Source organism: Plantibacter sp. LMC-P-059a, assembly GCF_030209505.1.
Taxonomy (GTDB): domain Bacteria; phylum Actinomycetota; class Actinomycetes; order Actinomycetales; family Microbacteriaceae; genus Plantibacter.
This window is the reverse complement of record NZ_JARVRZ010000011.1, coordinates 44,523-64,340: the sequence shown is the minus strand read 5'-3', so window position 1 is coordinate 64,340 and position 19,818 is coordinate 44,523. Positions and strand designations below refer to the sequence as shown.

The window sequence follows — 19,818 nt, the reverse complement described above, 5'->3', positions numbered from 1 at the left end:
GGTCCCGGGAGCCTGCCACCTCGGTCCCTGAGCTTGTCGAAGGGCGGTCCCGGGAGCCTGCCACCCTGGTCCCTGAGCCTGTCGAAGGGCGGCTCAGGGACCTGGTGCTGTGCGAGGATGGGCTGATCCGAGCACACATTTGGGGGAATGATGTCGTTCACGCGAACACACCGACGACCGGTCGTCACCGTCCTGGCGATCGCCGCAGCCTTGGCCCTGGCCGGCTGCTCGGGCGGCGCCGGAGCCTCGACGACAGCGCCGACCGAGACCGTGACGGTCACGCCGACCGCCACACCCACGCCGACGCCCACGGGCCCCGACCTCGCGGACCCGTCGTCCTGGACTGTCGACTTCACCGGTGTCGGACCGGTCGAGCTCGGCACCCCGATCCTCGGGACGGCGTCGGTCATGACCGCGTTCACTGTGGCGACCCAGGAGGCGTGCCCGTGGGTCACCGCCTACGCTGCCGAAGGCCTGCCGTCGGTCTGGTTGCCCGATCCGCAGGACACGGGCGTGGTCGGTCAGATCGTGCTGCAGGCGTGGAGCGGTCCGGCAGCCGTCGCGGCGTCGTCGCCGAAGACGCACGCGGGTGTCGGCGTCGGCTCGACCCTCGCGGAACTCCGGGCCGCCTACTCCGCGCTCACCGAGCAGCAGGGCAAGTACGCCGTCTTCTACGCCCTCACCGACGACGCCGGACACTGGATCAACTTCTCCGTGATGGACGACGTCGTGGACGCGATCGTCGTGCGCGACGAGCCGAAGATCGACAGCGAGTACTGCGGCTGAGCCGGCTGATCCCGCCTCAGCGGGCGACGGGGACGACCAGGACGTCCGCGAGCACGCCGTCGTCCACCCGCGCGGTCATCATCGTGCACTCCGGTTGACGGCGGCGGTCCGTCGGCGAGCCGGGGTTGAGCAGCCGGAGACCCGCGGGGGAGACGGTGTCCCAGGGGATGTGGCTGTGCCCGAAGACGAGCACGTCGGTGTCGGGGTAGGCCTCGTCGGCGCGCCGTTCGCGGCCGGCGGCTGAGCCGGTCTCGTGGACGACGGCGAAGCGGACGCCGTCGACCTCGAACCGCGCGACCTCGGGGAGCCGCGCGCGCAGCTCCGGCCCGTCGTTGTTGCCGAAGACGCCGACGAGGCGGGTGGCGCGCTGCTCGAGGACGTCGAGTGTCGCCTCGTCGACCCAGTCGCCGGCGTGGACGACGAGGTCGGCCGCGTCGACCGCGGCCCACACGGCGTCGGGCAGGGCCTTCGCGCGCTTCGGCAGGTGGGTGTCGGAGATGAGCAGGAGCGAGGTCGACATGCCTCAACGCAAGCGGATCGTCCCGGCCGCGTCAACCGGGTGGTGCTCCTGCGCCCGTCGACCGGCTCAGGGACCGACGCCGACCACCGTTCCGGGGCTCGGTCCGGCACCCGTCGACCGGCTCAGGCGCGGATCCGAGCCCGCACCCAGACGGGCGGACTACAGTGGTCCGCATGCCCGCAACCGACCTGCGCTTCTCCGGGAGGATCGCCGGCTACGGCACCACGGGCGGCGTCCGCATCGTCCTCGGGCTCTGGTCGACGTCACCTTTCGGCTCCTTCGCCGACGCGATGATCGAGGACTCCCGCGGCAAGCGGCTCCTCCTCGCCCCCACGCAGGAGATCGCCGACTTCATCGCCACCACCTACACCTTCGACGACATCGAGATCGGCACGGTCGGGTGGACGCGACTCCCCACCGGCCTCCGGTTCGTCGGCGGCCCGCTCGACACGACGCTGCGCATCGGCGGCAGTTCGCCCCTGGGACGTGCACTCCGAGCCGTCCCCAAGCCGCTCGCGGTCAACCCGCTGTGGCTCCAGACGATCGACCCTGTCGCCCGGGTGCTGCAGCCCGGTGCGCGCACGGCGGGCTCTGCCGGCAACGGACGACGCGAGTACTACGGGGTGACCGGCGCTCGCCGCATCACCGCGGCGACGGCGAGCTGGTCGGGCTCAGACCTCGGCACCCTCGCCCCGCTCGCTCCACCCGTGCGGTTCGGCTTCGGTTCGGCGCCCGCCGACCCGCACCTCGTCGACATCGTCACGACGGTCCGGCAACCCGCCTGAGCTGCTCCGCGGTGGCGCGGCAGCCGGAGATCCGCGTGGTGGCAGGACCGGTTCCATCCTGACGTCCTGCTGTGGTGCCGAACTCCTGCTGCCGCGCCGCGCGGTGGTCAGCCCCGGCGGACCATCCACACGTCGACGTCGTCCTCGCGTTCGAGGGTGAAGCCGTGGCGTTCGTAGAGGCGGCGGGCCGGGCTGCCCTGCAGCACGTTCAGGCGGAACGGGCGCGGATCGCCGTCGTCGCTCAGCACCTGCGCGAGGACCGCGGTACCGAGGCCGACGCCCTGGTGCTCGGGGCCCAGGTAGAAGTGTTCCAGCCACCGCTCCTCGGGCTCCGGGCGGACCGCGAACAGCCCGGCCGCGACGCCGTCGACGACGATCACCGAGGTGTGCTCAGGCCGGTACGCGTCGAGGAACCGTCGACGCACGCGGGTCTCGTCGTAGCGGCCGAGGCGCTCGAGGTCGGGCCGCATCACGACAGCGCGCAGCTCGGCCATCCACGACGCATCGTCGAGGGTGGCTGATCGGAGCGTCCAGGTAGTGGGCATCCGTCCAGTCAACCATCCGCGCCAGCCGCTCGCGCGCGCAGGTGCCGGTGGACCCGCCGGTAGGGGACACTGGAGGGATCGAGCAGAGGTGGGCGTGTGGGTGAGGCGACGACGGCCGGGGCGACTCCGACGGGTGGGTCCGGCGCGGGGAGCGGACTCGACTCGGTGCGCCGTCGCAACCTCGGGCGGATCGTCGAACTCGTCCACCAGGGCGGGGTGCAGTCGCGGTCCGCGTTGACGCGGGCGACCGGGCTCAACCGCTCGACGGTCGCGGCGCTCGTCGCGGAACTCGCAGCGTCGGGCGTCGTCACGGAGTCGGTCCCGGTCGGCGGGCAGGGCGTCGGTCGTCCGTCGCCGCTCGTCTCTGCTGGTCCCCGAGCCGTCGCCTTCGCCGCGAACCCGGAGCTCGACGCGATCACCGTCGCGGCCGTCCGGCTCGGTGGCGAGGTCGTCGAACGCGTGCGTCGCGACGTCGACACGACCCCGACGGCAGGCGAGGCGACGGCGATCATCGCGGAGTTGGTCGCCGAGCTGGCCGCACGTCTGCCCGACGGCGCGCAGGGCGGCGGCGGCATCGGGCTCGCGGTCCCCGGACTCGTGCGCGACGCCGACGGGGTCGTCCGACTCGCGCCCCACCTCGGCTGGGTCGACGAGCCCCTCGTCGAACGGCTGCGTGCCGCGACCGGCCGGGCGGTGTTCGCGGCGAACGACGCGAGTCTCGGTGCCAGGGCGGAGCGGACCTTCGGGGCTGGCCGAGGCATCGACGACCTCGTCTACCTGAACGGTGGCGCGAGCGGTATCGGCGGCGGCATCATCGCTGGTGGCCGCCCCGTCGGCGGAGCGCGCGGCTACGCGGGGGAGTTCGGGCACACCTCGGCGACGGCCGCGGGCAACGCGCTCGAAGACGCCGTCCGCCGCAGTGAGCTGCTCCGCGTCGCCGGGCTCGTCGCCGGGGACGACGCGGTCCTCGAGGCGGCGCTCGCAGCCGGCATCGCCGCGGACCCGGCCGGGCCGATGCGCGAGGAGGTCGTCCGGCAGGCGAGGACGCTCGGGCGGGCGCTCGCCGGGACGGTGAACATCCTCGACCCCGAGCTCGTCGTCCTCGGCGGGCATCTCGGGATCGTGCTCGAACTGGCGTCGGAGGAGCTGCACGACGCGGTCCGTGAGCGGGCGCTCGTCCCGCCGTTCGAGGACGTCGCGATCGTACGTGCGGCACTCGGGCAGGACCTCCTCCTCATCGGTGCGGCGGAACTCGCCTTCGACCGTCTCATCGCGGACCCCGCCGCCTGGTGACTCCGTCCCCCTGAGTGCTGTCGGTGTGGTGGCCAGCGCGGTGCGCTGACGTGAGTCCGCCCGAGCCGGCCCGGGCGCGGGGCGTGGACGTGAGCGCGGGTCTCCAAAGGGGCGCGCTCACGTATCCGACCCGCGCTCGCGTCAGCGCACCGCGCTGACGCGAGTCGTCCTCACCCGGCGTCAGCGCGGTGTGGTGACGCGTATGTTCCCGAATCGGCATGGACGCGGGGCGTGGACGTGAGCGCGGGTCTCCGGAGGGGCGCGCTCACGTTTGCGACCCGCGCTCGCGTCAGCGCACCGCGCTGGCGCCAGCCACCACACGGGGTCAGAAGGCCGGAGGACCCGCGGACTTCCGCACGATGAGTTCAGGCTCGATCGTGCCCCGGTAGCCGACGGCGTCGACCTCGAGGTTGCCGAGCAGGTGCGCGACGCAGCGCCGCCCCAGCTCGTCGAAGTCCTGGCGCACCGTCGTGAGCGGCGGCCAGAAGTGCGACGCCTCGGGGATGTCGTCGAAGCCCACGATCGAGACGTCCCGCGGCACGTCGTAGCCCTCGTCCCGGATCGCGTGGATCAGCCCGAGGGCCATCTGGTCGTTCGAGGAGAAGATCGCCGTGAAGTCGCGCACCCGCATGAGTTCGATACCGGCGCGATACCCGAAGTCGGCCGTCCAGTCGCCGAGGATCGGCGCGGTCGTCGGCACGTCCTGCGCGCTCATCTCCGCGAGGAACCCACGCATGCGCGCCTCCGCCTCGATCCAGTCCTGTGGACCGGCGAGGTGGTAGATGTTCCGATGCCCGAGCTCGATGAGGTGCCGCGTCGCCAAGCGTCCACCGGCGACCTGGTCGACCCCGATCGAATGGTCGTCGAGATCGCCGCCGGACTGCACCGCCACGAACGGGACCCGCACCTGCAATTCCTCGATGGCGCGGAACACCCGGACCTGCGGTGCGATCACGACGATGCCGTCGACCGACTGCGCGAGGAGGTGCTCCACGGCCGCGACGATCGACGCCTCGCTGGTGTCGGGCAGGTTGGACGTGCTGACGAGGTACCCGGCGTCCTTGCTCGCGTTCTCGATGGCCTGGATCATGCTCGCGGGACCGTATTGGGAGCGCTGGCTCGCGAGCACGCCGATCGTCCGCGACCGGCTCGTCACGAGGGCTCTGGCCGCCCGGTTGGGACGGTAGTTGACCTCGTCCATGACGGCGAGCACGCGGTCGCGTGTGGAGTCGCGGATGCTCGGATGGTTGTTGAGCACTCGGGACACGGTCTGGTGGGAGACCCCGGCCAGGCGCGCGACATCGCGGATATTGGGGGCTCGCCCCCGTTCGGCGTCGTCGCTCACGGATTCCTCGGACCTCGATGTGCACGGTCACATTTCGTGCTGCACCCATTATGCACACGCCTCAGGCCGCCGAAGGATCGGCTCCGTCGGCCTCCGTGCAGCCGCCGAGCAGCTGGCGACGGTACCGTTGGAGGATGGACACCGCAAGCGTCGCCCGCGTCATCGAAGCCACCGACTTCTCGGGCGTCGTGCTCGTCAAGCGCGGAGACGAGACGCTCTTCGAGGTCGCGCGGGGGCTCGCGTCCCGGGAGCGCGACGAGGCCATCACCCTCGACACCCGGTTCGACACGGCCTCGATCACGAAGCTGTTCACCGCCGCGGCCGTGTTGCAGCAGGTCGACGCGGGGCACATCGACCTCGACGAGTCGATCCACGAGTACGTCGACCTCGACGGCACCACCATCCGCCGTGACGTGCAGCTGATCCACCTGCTGACCCACACCTCCGGTATCGCCGACGACGCCGACGAGACCGCCGGCGAGAGCTACGAGGAGTTGTGGGCCGAGCGCCCCGCCTCGTCGATCCGCGAGACCGCCGACCTCCTGCCGCTCTTCGCCCACAAGCCGCCGCTCGCGGCACCGGGCGAGGAGGCGAACTACATCAACGCGGGCTACGTCCTGCTCGGGCTCGCCCTCGAAGGCGTGACCGGTCTGCCGTACCGCGAGCTCATCGAGCAGCAGGTCTTCGCGCTGCTCGGCATGGACCACTCCGGGTTCGCCGACCGCCGCACGGGCGAGCCGGGCCTCGCCGAGGGTGGCGACGTCGACGACGACGGTGTCTGGCGATCGAACGTCGACGCCTTCCCGCCGCTCGGCGGCCCCGACGCCGGCGCGCAGTCGACGGCGGCCGACCTCATCACCTTCCTCCGGGCCGCGCGCGACGCGAAGCTCCTCACCGCAGAGCTCACCGAGGAGTTCACCTCGCCGCAGATCGAGGTCGACGAGGAGATCTCCTACGGCTTCGGATTCGAGTTCGACGTCGACGAGGACGGTCAGGTCCGCTCGATGTACCTCGACGGTGTCAACCCGGGTGCCAGCGGCATCGTCCGCACCTACTTCGGCCCGACGGCGGCCGACGCGATCGACGTCGTCGTGCTGTCGAACTCCGAGGACGGCGCGTGGGACGTCATCCGCGCGATCGACGCCGAGCTCTAGACGACTCCCGCTCCACCACTGGGATCGACCGGACCTGCGTCCGCTGAGCGACCGGGGTGTGCAGCGCCTGCTTGCGGTTCATCCATGCCCCGGAACCACGTCGCTGAGAGCGCGACCATACCCCGACGATCGCCGGTTATGAAAATGAGACACATCCCGACTTGACATCGGGTGGAGGTCTGGGGCTATCGTGTGACACACAATGTGAACGGTCACATTCGGAGTGACGAGGAAGTCGACGTGGGAACGAAGCGCAACGGAGCGAGCAGGTGGGCGATGAGCCTCCTCCCGATCCGCGGCACCGATCGAACCGACCACGACTCCCTCTCGGCCCGGCTTCCCGCCGGCCACCTCTCCCTGCACCCTCGCCGGCACCACGACGAGGCGTCCGCACCCGCACCCGCGAACGCCACGTAGCCGACGAGCGGCCTCGATGAGCTGGACACATCGACGCCGTTCGACCTGCGCATGACAACGACGTCCAAGCAACCCCCTAGGGAAGGAACCACACAGTGAAGAAGAGAATGCTCCTCGCCACGCTGGCCGCAGGCACGATGGTCGTGTCGCTCGCTGGCTGCTCCGGCGGCGCAAGCGGCGGATCGGGCGGCGGCGAAGGCGACGGCAAGCTCGTCGGCGTCGCGATGCCCACCAAGAGCTCCGAGCGCTGGATCCAGGACGGCAACGCCGTCAAGGAGCAGCTCGAGAAGGAGGGCTTCAAGGTCGACCTGCAGTACGCCGAGGACGACATCCCCACCCAGGTCTCGCAGATCGAGAACATGATCACCAAGGGCGCCTCCGTCCTGATCATCGCGTCGATCGACGGCACCACGCTCACGAGCGTGCTGCAGGAGGCCAAGGACGGCGACATCCCCGTCATCGCCTACGACCGCCTCATCCGCGACAGCGAGAACGTCGACTACTACGCGTCGTTCGACAACTACAAGGTCGGCGTGCAGCAGGCCAACTCGGTCCTCAACGGCCTCGGCCTCGTCGACCTCGAGGGCAAGCCCACCGAGGGCGCACCCGCCGGTCCGTTCAACATCGAGATGTTCGCCGGCTCGCCCGATGACAACAACGCCACGTTCTTCTGGGACGGCGCGCAGGACACCCTGAAGCCGTTCATCGACGCCGGCACCCTCACGGTCGCCAGTGGCCAGACCTCGTTCGAGCAGGCTGCAACGCTCCGCTGGGACGGCGAGACCGCGCAGAAGCGTATGGAGAACATCCTCACGTCGACCTACTCCGACGGTTCCAAGGTCAACGCGGTCCTGTCGCCCTACGACGGCATCTCGCGAGGCATCATCTCGGCACTGACCGACGCCGGCTACTCGGTGGGCGACGGCTGGCCCGTCATCTCCGGCCAGGACGCCGAGCTCGACTCGGTCAAGGCCATCGAGTCCGGTGAGCAGTACGCGACCATCTTCAAGGACACCCGCCAGCTGGCGAGCGAAGCCGTCAAGATGGCCGTCGCCGTCCTGAACGGTGAGAAGCCCGAGGTCAACAACACCGAGGACTACGACAACGGCAAGAAGGTCGTCCCGTCCTTCCTCCTCGAGTCGCAGATCGTCGTCAAGGACAACATCCAGGAGGTCCTCGTGGACTCCGGGTACTGGACCGAAGACGAGATCAAGGGCTAACACCCACCGAAGTCCCCAGTCGGGCTCGGGGAGCGGATTCCGCTCTCCGAGCCTGTCTCGGGGCCCGGGCCCGCACCTCGACGCTTCGACCACCTCAGTGACCATGTCCGGTCCCTGAGCAGGACGAAGTGCCAGAGGTCACCGGCCAGGCTCAACGACGACCACCAGTAAGGAGACTCAGGTGTCAGCCGAGACGACGAGCATCCTCGAGATGCGCAACATCATCAAGACCTTCCCCGGCGTCAAAGCCCTCTCGAACGTCACCCTCGATGTGCAGCGCGGTACCGTGCACGCCATCTGCGGCGAGAACGGTGCCGGCAAGTCCACCCTCATGAAGGTGCTGTCGGGCGTGTACCCGTTTGGGACCTACGAGGGCGACATCGTGTTCGAGGGCGAGACGATGGAGTTCAAGGACATCCGTGACTCGGAGTCCAAGGGCATCGTCATCATCCACCAGGAGCTGGCCCTCAGCCCCTACCTCTCCATCGCGGAGAACATCTTCCTCAACAACGAGCTGAAGGGGCCGCTCGGCCTCATCGACTGGAACCGCACCAACCAGGAGGCGGCAGCACTGCTCGCCCGGGTCGGTCTGCGGGAGAACCCGACGACGAAGATCCTCGAGATCGGTGTCGGCAAGCAGCAGCTCGTCGAGATCGCGAAGGCCCTCTCGAAGCGCGTGAAGCTCCTCATCCTCGACGAGCCGACCGCGGCCCTGAACGACGAGGACTCCGACCACCTGCTCGACCTCATCCTGCACCTCAAGGAGCAGGGCATCACGTCGATCATCATCAGCCACAAGCTCAACGAGATCAAGAAGGTCGCCGACACCGTCACGGTCATCCGCGACGGCAAGACGATCGAGACGATCGTGAAGAACGACGTCACCGAAGAGCGCATCATCAAGGACATGGTCGGTCGCGACCTCGAGCACCGCTACCCGGACCACACGCCGAACATCGGCGCCGAGATCCTGCGCGTCGAGGACTGGACCGCCCACCACCCGCAGGACCCGACCCGGGTGATGGTGGACGCCGTGAACCTCAACGTCCGTGCCGGTGAGATCGTCGGCATCGCCGGCCTCATGGGCGCGGGACGCACCGAGTTCGCGATGAGCCTGTTCGGCCAGTCGTACGGCAGCCGGATCAGCGGCAAGGTCTTCAAGAACGGCTCCGAGATCCGCACGCGCACCGTGTCGGAAGCCATCGCGAACGGCCTCGCGTACGCCACCGAGGACCGCAAGTACTACGGCCTCAACCTCATCGAGGACATCAAGCGCAACATCTCGATGGCCTCGCTGAAGAAGCTCGAACGCGGCGGACTCGTGAACGACAACGAGGAGTACAAGGTCGCCGAGGAGTACCGCAAGAGCATGAACATCAAGGCTCCCAACGTGCTCGCGAAGACCGGCAAGCTCTCGGGCGGCAACCAGCAGAAGGTCGTGCTGTCGAAGTGGATCTACTCCGACCCCGACGTCCTCATCCTCGATGAGCCCACCCGCGGGATCGACGTCGGCGCGAAGTACGAGATCTACACGATCATCAACCGCCTCGCCGCCGAGGGGAAGGGCGTCATCGTCATCTCCTCGGAGCTCCCCGAGCTCATCGGCATCTGCGACCGCATCTACGCCCTCAGCGAGGGCCGCATCACCGGCGAACTGCCGATCGAGGAAGCGAACCCCGAAGCGCTCCTCAAGCTCATGACCATGGAGAAGCCCCGCTAAGCGGGCGCGGACGGATCGAAGGAGAACCACCATGTCCGATCTGGACACCAAACCCACCGTCCCGGCAGGGGACGGCACCGCTGCCGGCGGCCTCGTCAACCCGGCCACGAACCGGTTCACGAGCTGGCTGACCCACATCCTCAGCGACCTCGGCAAGAACGGCATCTTCATCGCCCTCCTGCTCGTCGTCGTGTTCTTCGCCGTCATCACCGACGGCATCCTCCTGCGGCCGCAGAACATCTCCAACCTGATCGTGCAGAACGGGTACATCCTCGTCCTCGCGATCGGCATGGTGATGGTCATCATCGCCGGCCACATCGACCTGTCGGTCGGTTCCGTCGCGGCCTTCGTCGGCGCCGTCTCCGGTGTCTTCGCCGTGCAGATGCAGATGCCGTGGTGGATCGCGGTCATCCTCTCGCTCGCCATCGGTGCCCTCGTCGGCGTCTGGCAGGGCTTCTGGATCGCCTACGTCGGCATCCCGGCGTTCATCGTGACGCTCGCCGGCATGCTCATCTTCCGCGGCCTCGCGCTCGTGGTCCTCGGCAACGCGAACATCGGCTCCTTCCCGGCCGAGTACCGCGCCCTCGGCAACGGCTTCCTCAACGACGTGTTCGGCGACTTCCCGATCGACCCGCTCACGCTGGGGATCGGCGTCATCGCCGTCATCGGCCTCGTCGTGCAGCAGGTCCGCACGCGCCTCGGCCGCCAGAAGTACGGCCAGGAGACCGAGCCCTTCCCGTGGTTCGTCGCCAAGCTCGTCCTGATCACCGCCGGTATCGGCTTCTTCGTCTACGCCCTCGCCGCGTACAAGGGCATCCCGGTCACGCTCATCGTGCTCGCCGTCCTGGTGCTCGTCTACGGCATCGTCATGAACCGCTCGGTCTTCGGTCGCCACATCTACGCGATCGGTGGCAACCGCCACGCGGCCGAACTGTCCGGCATCAAGACCCGCAAGGTCGACTTCTTCCTGTTCGTCAACATGGGCTTCCTCGCGGCGCTCGCCGGCCTCATCTTCACGGCCCGCCTGAACCTCGCGGGCCCGAAGGCCGGTGACGGCTTCGAGCTCGAGGCGATCTCCGCGGCGTTCATCGGTGGAGCCGCGGTGCAGGGTGGTGTCGGCACCATCGGTGGCGCGATCATCGGTGGTCTCATCATCGGCGTGCTGAACAACGGTATGTCGATCATCGGCCTCGGCATCGAGTGGCAGCAGGCCGTCAAGGGCCTCGTGCTCCTGCTCGCCGTCGCCTTCGACGTCTACAACAAGCGCCGCAGCGGCGGACGCTGATCCGCAGCCCCGCTCGGGCGGCGAGCTGTCCAGCACGAACGACCAGTCACCCTCAGCGATGACCGCGAACCACGGAGGCGAGCGCACCGGCGAACAGGCCGGGGCGCTCGCCTCCGTGCGTGGTCCGGGCGGTGATGCGACGGCTTCGACGCCACCGGTGCTCGAGGTGTTCGACGGTGACGAGACGGTGCTCGCCGTCGAGGCCGGCGTCGTCCACGCGGTCGTCGGGTCGCGGTCGGCGACGCGGCGGTTCGTCGAAGCCCTCTCGGGAGCCACGGGCGGACGGCGACGACGCAGGGCCGCCGAGGTCGTGCGCATCGAGGGGAAGGTCGTCACCCTCATCTCGCGTGCGGCGTCGAGTGCGGCGGGGATCGCCGTGGTGACCGGCGGCCAGGCGATCAGCTGGACGCAGGACGTCGGCGACAACGTGCTGCTCGGCAACGAGCATGGCTCGGGTGTCGACGGCTTCGGTGCCGCCGTCCGTGCCGCCCTCCGCTTCGGGCGCCCCGGCGTCGATGCGCGCGGGACCGACCGGGAGCGCGTGGTCCGAGCGCTCGCGACCGTGGGCCTCACGACCGAGCCGACCACGGCGGTCGCGGAACTGACCACCCTGGAACGCCGACTCGTCGAGCTCGCGAGAGCGGTCGCAGCCGGGGCCGCCGTCGTGATCGTCGACGAGTCAGGAGCCGGTCTGTCCACGCCGGAACGCGAGCACTGGCAGGCCGCCCTGCGGGCCGTCGCCGCCACGCCTCGGCGGGCCGGGTCCGCACCGGTGGTCCTGCTCGTCACGGGGACGGTCACCGGTCTCGCCGCCGTCGCCTCGGCGGTCACCCTGCTCGGAACCGGATCCGGCGCGGGCGGCCCCCGCACGCTCCCGGTGTCGGACGCGGCCGACGAGCGACGGGTGCTCGACGCCTTGGCAGCGGGCCTCGGGAACGCCGCGGCTCTCCGCGGTGTGGACCGCACGAGCGACAGCGGGCGGTCCTGCCCGGATCGCGACGCCCGTCCCACCGAGCGCGCGGGTGGGCTGCGTGTCGAACAGTGGCATGCGAGCCACCCCGCCGACGCCACCAGGACCGTCGTCGACGGGCTGAGTCTCACGTGCGCTCCCGGCGAGGTCCTCGGCCTCTTCGGCCCCCTCGACTCCGGCGCCGGCGAGGTGCTCCTCAGCCTGTTCGGCCGCTCGTACGGCGCCACGGTGAGTGGAACGGTCGCCATCGACGGCGAGACCGTCGACCTCTCGACCATGGACCGCGCACGGGCCGCGGGACTGCTCTACACGACGGAACATCCGATCCGCTACGACCTCGCGTTCCTCGGCGGCGTGCCCTCGAGCGTGTCGCCGACGTCGCTCACCCGCATGGTCTCGACCGGGCTCGCGGACGGCCGCCGGGCGTATCCGGCGACCACCGCGGCGAGCGGCCTGGCCCCAGCGCTGCCCGGTGCGCATCGCGGCCCGACCGCCGAGCAGTTCACCGCGTCGCTCCGGTCGCTCCTCGACACACCGGCACGGGTGGTGCTCCTGGCCGAACCGTTCGGCGACCGCCGCGACGCCGGTGCAGCCGAACGCGTCGACCTCATCCGCGCCATCGCCGACTCCGGTCGCGCGGTCGTGGTGGCCGGCGACGACCCCTCGGCGCTCGTCGAGGTCTCGGACCGGGTCATCGCCGTCCGCAACGGTCGGGTGGTGGGGGAGACCCGTCCCGACCGCGACGCGAGGGGGCATCGGGACGCGGTCCTCGCGGTCCTCGACGCGATGGGCGGCCTCGCATGACCGGCGCTGGCCAGGCCGATATACAACGTTGTACACTGGGACCGGCCCGGACGCCGTCGAACCCCCATCCGACCCCGGCCCACCCACCCCGAGCGTCCCCGGGACGCCGCATGCTTCCGCACCACCCGACGAACCAGCACCACCAGACGAAGGAGTCCAGCCGGTGAACACCGAGCACACCGCAGCATCCCCCAGCGCGTCCGGCGCCCAGTCGCAGACGGACCCCGACGAGACCTACACGATCGGTGTCGACTTCGGCACGCTCTCCGGCCGGGCCGTCGTCGTCCGCGTGTCCGACGGCGCGGAACTCGGTTCCGCCGTCCTCGACTACCCGCACGCCGTCATGGACCGTGAGCTCGCCTCGACCGGCGCCACCCTCCCGCCCGACTGGGCGCTGCAGGTGCCGGCCGACTACGTCGCGGTCATCAAATCCGCCGTGCCCCGTGCGGTCGAGGCCGCGGGAATCGACCCGGCAGCGGTCATCGGCATCGGCACCGACTTCACGGCCTGCACGATGGTCCCCGTCATCGCGGACGGCACCCCGCTCAACGAGCTGCCCGAGTACGCGGACCGCCCGCACGCCTACGTGAAGCTGTGGAAGCACCACTCCGCGCAGCCGCAGGCCGACCGCATCAACGAGCTCGCCGCCGAGCGGGGCGAGTCGTGGCTGCCGCGCTACGGCGGACTCATCTCCAGCGAATGGGAGTTCGCCAAGGGCCTCCAGCTGCTCGAGGAGGACCCGGAGCTCTACGAGCGCATGGACCACTGGGTCGAGGCCGCCGACTGGATCATCTGGCAGCTGACCGGACGCTACGTCCGGAACGCCTGCACCGCCGGATACAAGGGCATCTACCAGGACGGCGCCTACCCGAGCCACGAGTTCCTCGCAGCCCTCAACCCGGCCTTCGAGCGCTTCGCCGACGACAAGGTCGAGCACGAGATCGGTGAGCTGGGCGCCGCCGCCGGCACGCTCTCGGCGGCGGCCGCGGCCTGGACCGGACTCCGCGAGGGCATCGCGGTCGCGGTCGGGAACGTCGACGCGCACGTCGCCGCCCCGGCGGCACAGGCGGTCTCGCCAGGTCAGATGGTCGCGATCATGGGCACGTCCACCTGCCACGTCATGAACGGCGACGTCCTCCGCGAGGTCCCCGGCATGTGCGGCGTCGTCGACGGCGGCATCATCGCCGGTCTGTACGGCTACGAGGCGGGCCAGTCCGGTGTCGGCGACATCTTCGCCTGGTACGTCGAGAACCAGGTCCCCGCCCGGTACACGGAGGAGGCGGCCGCGCGCGGCGTCAGCATCCACGAATACCTCACCTCCCTCATCCAGGACCAGCCGGTCGGTGCCCACGGGCTCGTCGCGCTCGACTGGCACTCCGGCAACCGCTCGGTGCTCGTCGACCACGAACTCTCCGGCACGGTCCTCGGCCTGACGCTCTCCACCCGCACGGAAGAGGTCTACCGGGCGCTGTTCGAGGCGACCGCCTTCGGCACGCGCAAGATCGTCGAGACCTTCAACGCCTCCGGCGTGCCGGTCACCGAGTTCATCGTCGCCGGCGGTCTGCAGCGGAACCCGTTCCTCATGCAGACCTACTCCGACATCCTGCGCCTGCCGATCTCGATCACCGCGAGCGCCCAGGGTCCGGCCCTCGGCTCCGCCATCCACGCGGCCGTCGCGGCCGGTGCCTACCCCGACGTCCCAGCGGCCAGTGCCGCGATGGGCAAGGTCGACCGCGCCGTCTACACGCCGAACGAGGCCGCGGCCGACGCGTACGACCTGCTCTACGCCGAGTACGCGACCCTCCACGACTACTTCGGTCGGGGAGCCAACGACGTCATGAAGCGGCTGAAGCGCCTGCGCCGGGCCGCCCTCGGTGGCGGCTCCGACAGTCTGCCGTCCGACACCGAGACCACCGCCCTCGAAGGAGCAACCTCGTGAACACCTACTCACCGGAGATCGAGGTCGCGATCGCCCGCGTCCGCGCCGACGTCGCGAAGCTCCACGGCGAGCTCGTGCGCTACGGCCTCGTCATCTGGACCGGCGGCAACGTCTCCGGTCGGGTGCCCGGCGCCGAGCTGTTCGTCATCAAGCCGTCGGGCGTCGACTACGACGACCTCGCGCCGGAGAACATGATCCTCTGCGACCTCGACGGCAACGTCATCCCGGGTACGCCCGGCTCCGACCGGTCGCCCTCGAGCGACACGGCCGCCCACGCCTACGTGTACCGGCACATGCCCGAGGTCGGTGGGGTCGTGCACACGCACTCCACCTACGCGGTCGCCTGGGCCGCACGCGCCGAGCCGATCCCGTGCGTCATCACCGCCATGGCCGACGAGTTCGGCGGGGAGGTCCCCGTCGGGCCGTTCTCGATCATCGGCGACGACTCGATCGGACGCGGCATCGTGGAGACGCTGACCGGCCACCGGTCGCGCGCCGTGCTCATGCAGAACCACGGCCCGTTCACGATCGGCAAGGACGCGCGGGACGCCGTGAAGGCGGCTGTCATGGTCGAGGACGTCGCCCGGACCGTGCACATCTCACGGCAGCTGGGCGAGCCGAAGCCGATGCCGACCGAGGCCATCGACGCCCTGTTCGACCGCTACCAGAACGTCTACGGCCAGGCGCCCCAGGGCGCGCTCTAGACCAGCCACCGCACCCGGTCCCTGACACCCCCCGGTCCCTGACCCCCTCCGGTCCCTGAGCTTGTCGAAGGGCAGGGACCGCGAACACCACTCCAGACCAGAAAGCAGACCCACCTATGCCGAAGCCCACCACCACCCTCGACCACTACACCGTCTGGTTCCTCACCGGCAGCCAGAACCTCTACGGCGAGGAGACCCTCCGCCAGGTCGCCGAGCAGTCGCAGGCCATCGCCGCCGAGCTCGGTGCCGCCGCCGACGTCCCGGTCCGGATCGAGTGGAAGCCCGTCCTCAAGGACTCCGAGTCCATCCGTCGCGCGATGCTCGACGCGAACGCCGACGACAGCGTCATCGGCCTCGTCACCTGGATGCACACCTTCAGCCCCGCGAAGATGTGGATCGCCGGCCTCGACGCCCTCCAGAAGCCGCTCCTGCACCTGCACACGCAGGCGAACGTCGAGCTGCCGTGGTCGGAGATCGACTTCGACTTCATGAACCTCAACCAGGCCGCCCACGGCGACCGCGAGTTCGGCTACATCCAGACCCGCCTCGGCGTCGCCCGCAAGACGGTCGTCGGCCACGTCTCCGACCCGCGGGTGCAGCGCGAGGTCGGCACGTGGCAGCGCGCCGCAGCCGGTTGGGCCGCCACCCACGAGCTGAAGCTCGCCCGCTTCGGTGACAACATGCGCTACGTCGCCGTCACCGAGGGTGACAAGACGGAGGCCGAGCTGCGGTTCGGCGTGCAGGTGAACACCTGGAGCGTCAACGAACTCGCCGAGGCCGTGCACGCCTCGACGGACGCCGACATCGACGCGCTCGTCGCCGAGTACGAGGAGCTGTACGACGTCGTCCCCGAGCTGCGGAAGGGCGGCGAGCGGCACGAGTCGCTCCGCTACGGCGCCGCGATCGAGCTCGGCCTGCGGTCGTTCCTCGAGGCCGGCGACTTCGCCGCGTTCACGACGAGTTTCGAGGATCTCGGCGAGCTGCGTCAGCTGCCCGGTCTCGCGGTCCAGCGCCTCATGGCCGACGGCTACGGCTTCGGTGCCGAGGGTGACTGGAAGACGGCCGTCCTCGTGCGCGCCGCGTCCGTCATGGGTGCAGGCCTCCCCGGCGGCGCCTCGCTCATGGAGGACTACACGTACCACATGGAGCCCGGCAACGAGCTCATCCTCGGGGCGCACATGCTCGAGGTCAGCCCGACGCTGTCCTCCGCGCGCGCCACGCTCGAGGTGCACCCGCTCGGCATCGGCGGCAAGGAGGACCCGGTGCGCCTGGTCTTCACGGCCGACTCCGGCCCCGCCGTCGTCGTCGCCATGAGCGACATGCGCGACCGCTTCCGGCTGACGGCGAACGTCGTCGAGGTGGTCCAGCCCATCGAGGCGCTGCCGAAGCTGCCCGTCGGTCGTGCCGTGTGGAAGCCGGCTCCCGACTTCGCGACGTCGGCCGCCGCCTGGCTCACCGCGGGTGCCGCGCACCACACGGTGATGACGACGGCCGTCGGGGTCGAGGTGTTCGCCGACTTCGCCGAGATCGCGAAGACCGAGCTCCTCGTGATCGACGAGTCGACGACCACGCGCGACTTCCAGCGTGAGGTGCGCTGGAACAACGCGTACTACCGTCTGGCCCAGGGCTTCTAAGCAGCCAGCAGTCCCATGAGGACGGCCTCCCACCGGACGGTGGGAGGCCGTCCTGCGTTCCGGAGTCGCCGATCGTGCGGGGCGACGTCGGCGCTTGCTAGCCTGGGGCGAGGCGCCGGGGGTGGCGCGTGGAACGACGGGGGTCGACCGATGACGGACGTGTTCGAGCAGGCCGGGGCACCGGGGCAGGACGAGGAAGCGGCGACCGGGCGGACCGGGCTCGGCTGGAGGCTCGCGATCGGCGGGACCGTCCTCGTCGCCGGTGTCGGCGCGGTCCTCGCGATCGCCGCAGTGACGGGCGGGTTCGCCGCGGCGGATCCGGCGGCCGCCGAGCGGGCGATGGAACGCTGCGTCGAAGACGCGTGCGAGCGGGATCGTCGACGCCGGCGACCGCACGCCCGAGGAAGCCGCGGCGGAGGGCTGCGCGCTCGACGCCGAGTCGGACACCTTCCTCGACGAGTACGGCGACTGACCGGACCGCTCGAGCCGGCTAGCGCAAGAGCCCGAAGACCAAGCCGACGACGAAGAGTGCGAGCGCGCTCCACATGAGGATGTCGTCGAGGCTCATCCGGACGGCGAGGCGCCGACCACGGGTGCTGACCCGGCCGGCCGCCGTCGTCGAGGCCGACGCGTCCGCCGTGACGCTCCGTCGGTCACCTCGGGTCTCGCGCCACCGGGCCCAGCGTTCGACGCGGTCATCGAGCGCGTCGACGGCGTCCGCGATGTCCCGCCAGTCCTCCGGTCTGGTCGTGACGAGGTCCTTGGTGGTCACGAGCAGGAGCCAGTCGTCGACGATCTCCACGTCGAAGCCGCGCACATGGTCGAGCAGGCGCGCCATCACGTCGGGCGTGAACAGGTAGAGCGCGTCGGCCTCGTAGCCGACCGGGCAGTACAGCTGGAAGTGGCGGTCGAACCCGCCCTCGAGGCTGAGGCGTTGCGCGTCGGCCGGGGCGCCGGCGCCGGTCATGCCTCGGCGGCGACCGTCCTGGGCGCGGAGCAGGATGTGGGGGAGCGCGACGGGTATCCGGAGCGCGCAGTAGCCGCCGAAGGGGGCCGCGAGGTTCTTGCGGTTGCCGATGACCTCGTAGTTCGCGATCTCGATGCCGCGTGGCTGGCGGCTCCGGAACACCCGGTGCAGGTTCGCCGACCCGCGGCTCCGCCAGGGCATGTCGCGTTGCAGGGCGATGGGACCGACCCGGTAGTCGAACCCGTTCGCCTCGGCGAAGGCGGCGAGACGGAGGTGCGTGCGCTTCAGGGTCCTGCGCGACCAGACCCGGATCGTCATCCGGACGAGGATCACGGCGAGGAGGATCATGACCACCACGAGGGTGCCCATGCCGAACGCGATCCCACCCGCGTTCCGACCGCCTTGCGCATAGGCGAGCAGGCCGACGAGCCCGAAGAACAAGATGCCGAAGAGCCCGCCCAACGCGCCGAGGGTGGTGGTGAGCCGTCGGAGTCGCCCGATGCGATCGCGGGCATCGCGGTCCTCCGCCACGAAGGCCGGCCACTGCGCTCGGATCTCGTGGCCGGGAAGTGGTCGGGTGAGCGCATTCGTGTCGAGTGGTTCGGGAAGCGCCTGCACGTCCTTCAGCCTACTTCCGCGCTCGTGGCCGGATATCGGTGAGGCATGGCCGGGAATCCCTCGGCGCGGCTCAGGCCACGCGCCAGAATGAAGGCATGACCGAACAACGCGCCGTCCTCGATGCCTCCGTCAGCTTCCTGAACGGTGGTGGCCTCGCCGTCGAGGACTTCCGCCTCGACCTCCCACCTGCCATCGCCCAAGCGAAGGGGAAGGCGCAGCAGCAGGAGATCGGCCGGCTGCTCGTCACGCATCTCGGTCTCGCCATGGTCGGTGAGATCCGCATCACGAAGCTCGAGATCGTGCGCGAACAGCACAAGGGTTCCCGCGGGATCCTCGCCGCAGCGGCGGCCGCGGGGCTCGAGCTGCCCACCGAGACGGCGGCTGAGACGCAGCGGCGGCCGCGCCCCGAGGGACGGCTCGTGGAGCTGAGCCACCCGATCCGTGCCGGACTCCGCACCTACCCGGGCCTGCCGGAGCCGGTGATCCGTCCCTTTCTCACCCGCGAGGACTCGCGCGCGAACTACGCGGAGGGGACCGAGTTCGCGATGGACGTCATCGAGATGATCGGCAACACCGGGACGTACCTCGACAGCCCCTTCCACCGCTATGCCGGCGGCGGCGACCTCGCGAGCCTGACGCTCGACCGACTCGTCGACCTCCCCGCCGAGGTCTTCCACCTGCAGGACTCGTCCGAGCGCGGCATCGGCGCGAACGTCTTCCTCGACCGCGAGCTGCGCGGGACGGCCGTGCTCCTCCACACCGGCTGGGACCGGCACTTCGAGACCGACGCGTACCGCTCGAACGCGCCCTACCTCGCTGAGGACGGTGTCCGTCACCTCGTCGAGCAGGGCGTGGTCCTCGTCGGCATCGACTCCATCAACATCGACGACACCGAAACGGGGTCCGGCGGAGCGCGTCCGGCGCACTCCCTCCTGCTCGACGCCGGGATCCAGGTGGTCGAGCACCTGACCGGCCTCGAGCAGCTGCCCGCGAGCGGCGCGACGTTCACCGCCACCCCTCCGCTCGTCGAGGGCTTCGCGACGTTCCCGGTGCGCGCCTTCGCCCGCCTGCCCTAGGTCCGGAACCGTCGCCGCCGGACGGGCGCTGCGGGC

At 70.2% G+C, this 19,818-nt stretch carries 17 protein-coding genes; 13 read left to right on the top strand and 4 right to left on the bottom strand.

Annotated features, from left to right (window positions below; all coding sequences use genetic code 11):
- Positions 1-147 precede the first annotated feature (147 nt).
- Positions 148-786, top strand: a complete 639-nt coding sequence (locus QRN27_RS18345) for a hypothetical protein (protein ID WP_285043485.1) — start codon at positions 148-150, stop codon at positions 784-786.
- 16 nt (positions 787-802) lie between these two features.
- On the opposite strand, the gene QRN27_RS18340 is transcribed toward QRN27_RS18345, so the two are convergent.
- Complete coding sequence (locus QRN27_RS18340) at positions 803-1,306, bottom strand: metallophosphoesterase family protein (RefSeq protein ID WP_285043483.1); 504 nt, start codon at positions 1,304-1,306, stop codon at positions 803-805.
- A 173-nt stretch (positions 1,307-1,479) separates the two neighbouring features.
- Between QRN27_RS18340 and QRN27_RS18335 the strand changes: the two genes are divergently transcribed.
- The gene (locus QRN27_RS18335) at positions 1,480-2,091 is read left to right on the top strand and encodes a hypothetical protein (RefSeq protein WP_194670998.1); all 612 of its coding nucleotides are present in this window, start codon (positions 1,480-1,482) and stop codon (positions 2,089-2,091) included.
- Positions 2,092-2,198: 107 nt separating this feature from the next.
- On the opposite strand, the gene QRN27_RS18330 is transcribed toward QRN27_RS18335, so the two are convergent.
- The gene (locus QRN27_RS18330; protein WP_285043482.1) at positions 2,199-2,636 is read right to left on the bottom strand and encodes a GNAT family N-acetyltransferase; all 438 of its coding nucleotides are present in this window, start codon (positions 2,634-2,636) and stop codon (positions 2,199-2,201) included.
- Positions 2,637-2,732: 96 nt separating this feature from the next.
- Here QRN27_RS18330 and QRN27_RS18325 point away from each other — a divergent pair, with 96 nt between their 5' ends.
- Positions 2,733-3,929, top strand: a complete 1,197-nt coding sequence (locus QRN27_RS18325; protein ID WP_285043481.1) for an ROK family protein — start codon at positions 2,733-2,735, stop codon at positions 3,927-3,929.
- A gap of 325 nt (positions 3,930-4,254) precedes the next feature.
- On the opposite strand, the gene QRN27_RS18320 is transcribed toward QRN27_RS18325, so the two are convergent.
- Positions 4,255-5,274, bottom strand: coding sequence for a LacI family DNA-binding transcriptional regulator (locus QRN27_RS18320; protein WP_194670995.1), 1,020 nt, complete (start codon positions 5,272-5,274; stop codon positions 4,255-4,257).
- Positions 5,275-5,408: 134 nt separating this feature from the next.
- Here QRN27_RS18320 and QRN27_RS18315 point away from each other — a divergent pair, with 134 nt between their 5' ends.
- The 9 genes from QRN27_RS18315 to araA all read left to right on the top strand — a co-directional run bounded on the left by QRN27_RS18315 (position 5,409) and on the right by araA (position 17,121).
- A complete protein-coding gene (locus tag QRN27_RS18315; RefSeq protein WP_285043480.1) occupies positions 5,409-6,428 on the top strand; it encodes a serine hydrolase domain-containing protein in 1,020 nt (339 codons plus the stop codon).
- A 276-nt stretch (positions 6,429-6,704) separates the two neighbouring features.
- A complete protein-coding gene (locus QRN27_RS18310) occupies positions 6,705-6,845 on the top strand; it encodes a hypothetical protein (RefSeq protein WP_194670993.1) in 141 nt (46 codons plus the stop codon).
- A 107-nt stretch (positions 6,846-6,952) separates the two neighbouring features.
- Positions 6,953-8,065, top strand: a complete 1,113-nt coding sequence (gene chvE, locus QRN27_RS18305) for a multiple monosaccharide ABC transporter substrate-binding protein (protein ID WP_056014252.1) — start codon at positions 6,953-6,955, stop codon at positions 8,063-8,065.
- 211 nt (positions 8,066-8,276) lie between these two features.
- Positions 8,277-9,785, top strand: a complete 1,509-nt coding sequence (gene mmsA, locus QRN27_RS18300) for a multiple monosaccharide ABC transporter ATP-binding protein (protein WP_056014741.1) — start codon at positions 8,277-8,279, stop codon at positions 9,783-9,785.
- A gap of 31 nt (positions 9,786-9,816) precedes the next feature.
- Positions 9,817-11,070 (top strand): multiple monosaccharide ABC transporter permease, encoded by a 1,254-nt coding sequence (gene mmsB, locus QRN27_RS18295; RefSeq protein ID WP_194670992.1) that lies wholly within the window; start codon positions 9,817-9,819, stop codon positions 11,068-11,070.
- Positions 11,071-11,128: 58 nt separating this feature from the next.
- A complete protein-coding gene (locus QRN27_RS18290) occupies positions 11,129-12,844 on the top strand; it encodes a hypothetical protein (RefSeq protein WP_285043479.1) in 1,716 nt (571 codons plus the stop codon).
- Between the two features lie 241 nt (positions 12,845-13,085).
- Positions 13,086-14,783, top strand: a complete 1,698-nt coding sequence (gene araB, locus QRN27_RS18285) for a ribulokinase (protein ID WP_285043487.1) — start codon at positions 13,086-13,088, stop codon at positions 14,781-14,783.
- Positions 14,780-15,487 (top strand): L-ribulose-5-phosphate 4-epimerase, encoded by a 708-nt coding sequence (locus tag QRN27_RS18280; RefSeq protein ID WP_056014264.1) that lies wholly within the window; start codon positions 14,780-14,782, stop codon positions 15,485-15,487. The genes araB and QRN27_RS18280 overlap by 4 nt, the downstream gene beginning before the upstream one ends.
- 116 nt (positions 15,488-15,603) lie before the next feature.
- The gene (gene araA / locus QRN27_RS18275; protein WP_285043477.1) at positions 15,604-17,121 is read left to right on the top strand and encodes an L-arabinose isomerase; all 1,518 of its coding nucleotides are present in this window, start codon (positions 15,604-15,606) and stop codon (positions 17,119-17,121) included.
- A gap of 490 nt (positions 17,122-17,611) precedes the next feature.
- Here araA and QRN27_RS18270 read toward each other — a convergent pair whose 3' ends face one another.
- Positions 17,612-18,706, bottom strand: coding sequence for a hypothetical protein (locus QRN27_RS18270; protein WP_285043476.1), 1,095 nt, complete (start codon positions 18,704-18,706; stop codon positions 17,612-17,614).
- 95 nt (positions 18,707-18,801) lie between these two features.
- Between QRN27_RS18270 and QRN27_RS18265 the strand changes: the two genes are divergently transcribed.
- Positions 18,802-19,782 (top strand): cyclase family protein, encoded by a 981-nt coding sequence (locus QRN27_RS18265; protein ID WP_285043475.1) that lies wholly within the window; start codon positions 18,802-18,804, stop codon positions 19,780-19,782.
- Positions 19,783-19,818: the final 36 nt, after the last annotated feature.

Excerpts from the sequence above, each read along its gene's own strand:
- QRN27_RS18345 (WP_285043485.1), top strand. The coding sequence starts at position 148 with ATGATGTCGTTCACGCGAACACACCGACGACCGGTCGTCACCGTCCTG.
- QRN27_RS18340 (WP_285043483.1), bottom strand. The coding sequence starts at position 1,306 with ATGTCGACCTCGCTCCTGCTCATCTCCGACACCCACCTGCCGAAGCGC.
- QRN27_RS18335 (WP_194670998.1), top strand. The coding sequence starts at position 1,480 with ATGCCCGCAACCGACCTGCGCTTCTCCGGGAGGATCGCCGGCTACGGC.
- QRN27_RS18330 (WP_285043482.1), bottom strand. The coding sequence starts at position 2,636 with ATGCCCACTACCTGGACGCTCCGATCAGCCACCCTCGACGATGCGTCG.
- QRN27_RS18315 (WP_285043480.1), top strand. The coding sequence starts at position 5,409 with ATGGACACCGCAAGCGTCGCCCGCGTCATCGAAGCCACCGACTTCTCG.
- QRN27_RS18310 (WP_194670993.1), top strand. The coding sequence starts at position 6,705 with ATGAGCCTCCTCCCGATCCGCGGCACCGATCGAACCGACCACGACTCC.
- chvE (WP_056014252.1), top strand. The coding sequence starts at position 6,953 with ATGCTCCTCGCCACGCTGGCCGCAGGCACGATGGTCGTGTCGCTCGCT.
- mmsA (WP_056014741.1), top strand. The coding sequence starts at position 8,277 with ATGCGCAACATCATCAAGACCTTCCCCGGCGTCAAAGCCCTCTCGAAC.
- mmsB (WP_194670992.1), top strand. The coding sequence starts at position 9,817 with ATGTCCGATCTGGACACCAAACCCACCGTCCCGGCAGGGGACGGCACC.
- QRN27_RS18290 (WP_285043479.1), top strand. The coding sequence starts at position 11,129 with ATGACCGCGAACCACGGAGGCGAGCGCACCGGCGAACAGGCCGGGGCG.
- araA (WP_285043477.1), top strand. The coding sequence starts at position 15,604 with ATGCCGAAGCCCACCACCACCCTCGACCACTACACCGTCTGGTTCCTC.
- QRN27_RS18265 (WP_285043475.1), top strand. The coding sequence starts at position 18,802 with ATGACCGAACAACGCGCCGTCCTCGATGCCTCCGTCAGCTTCCTGAAC.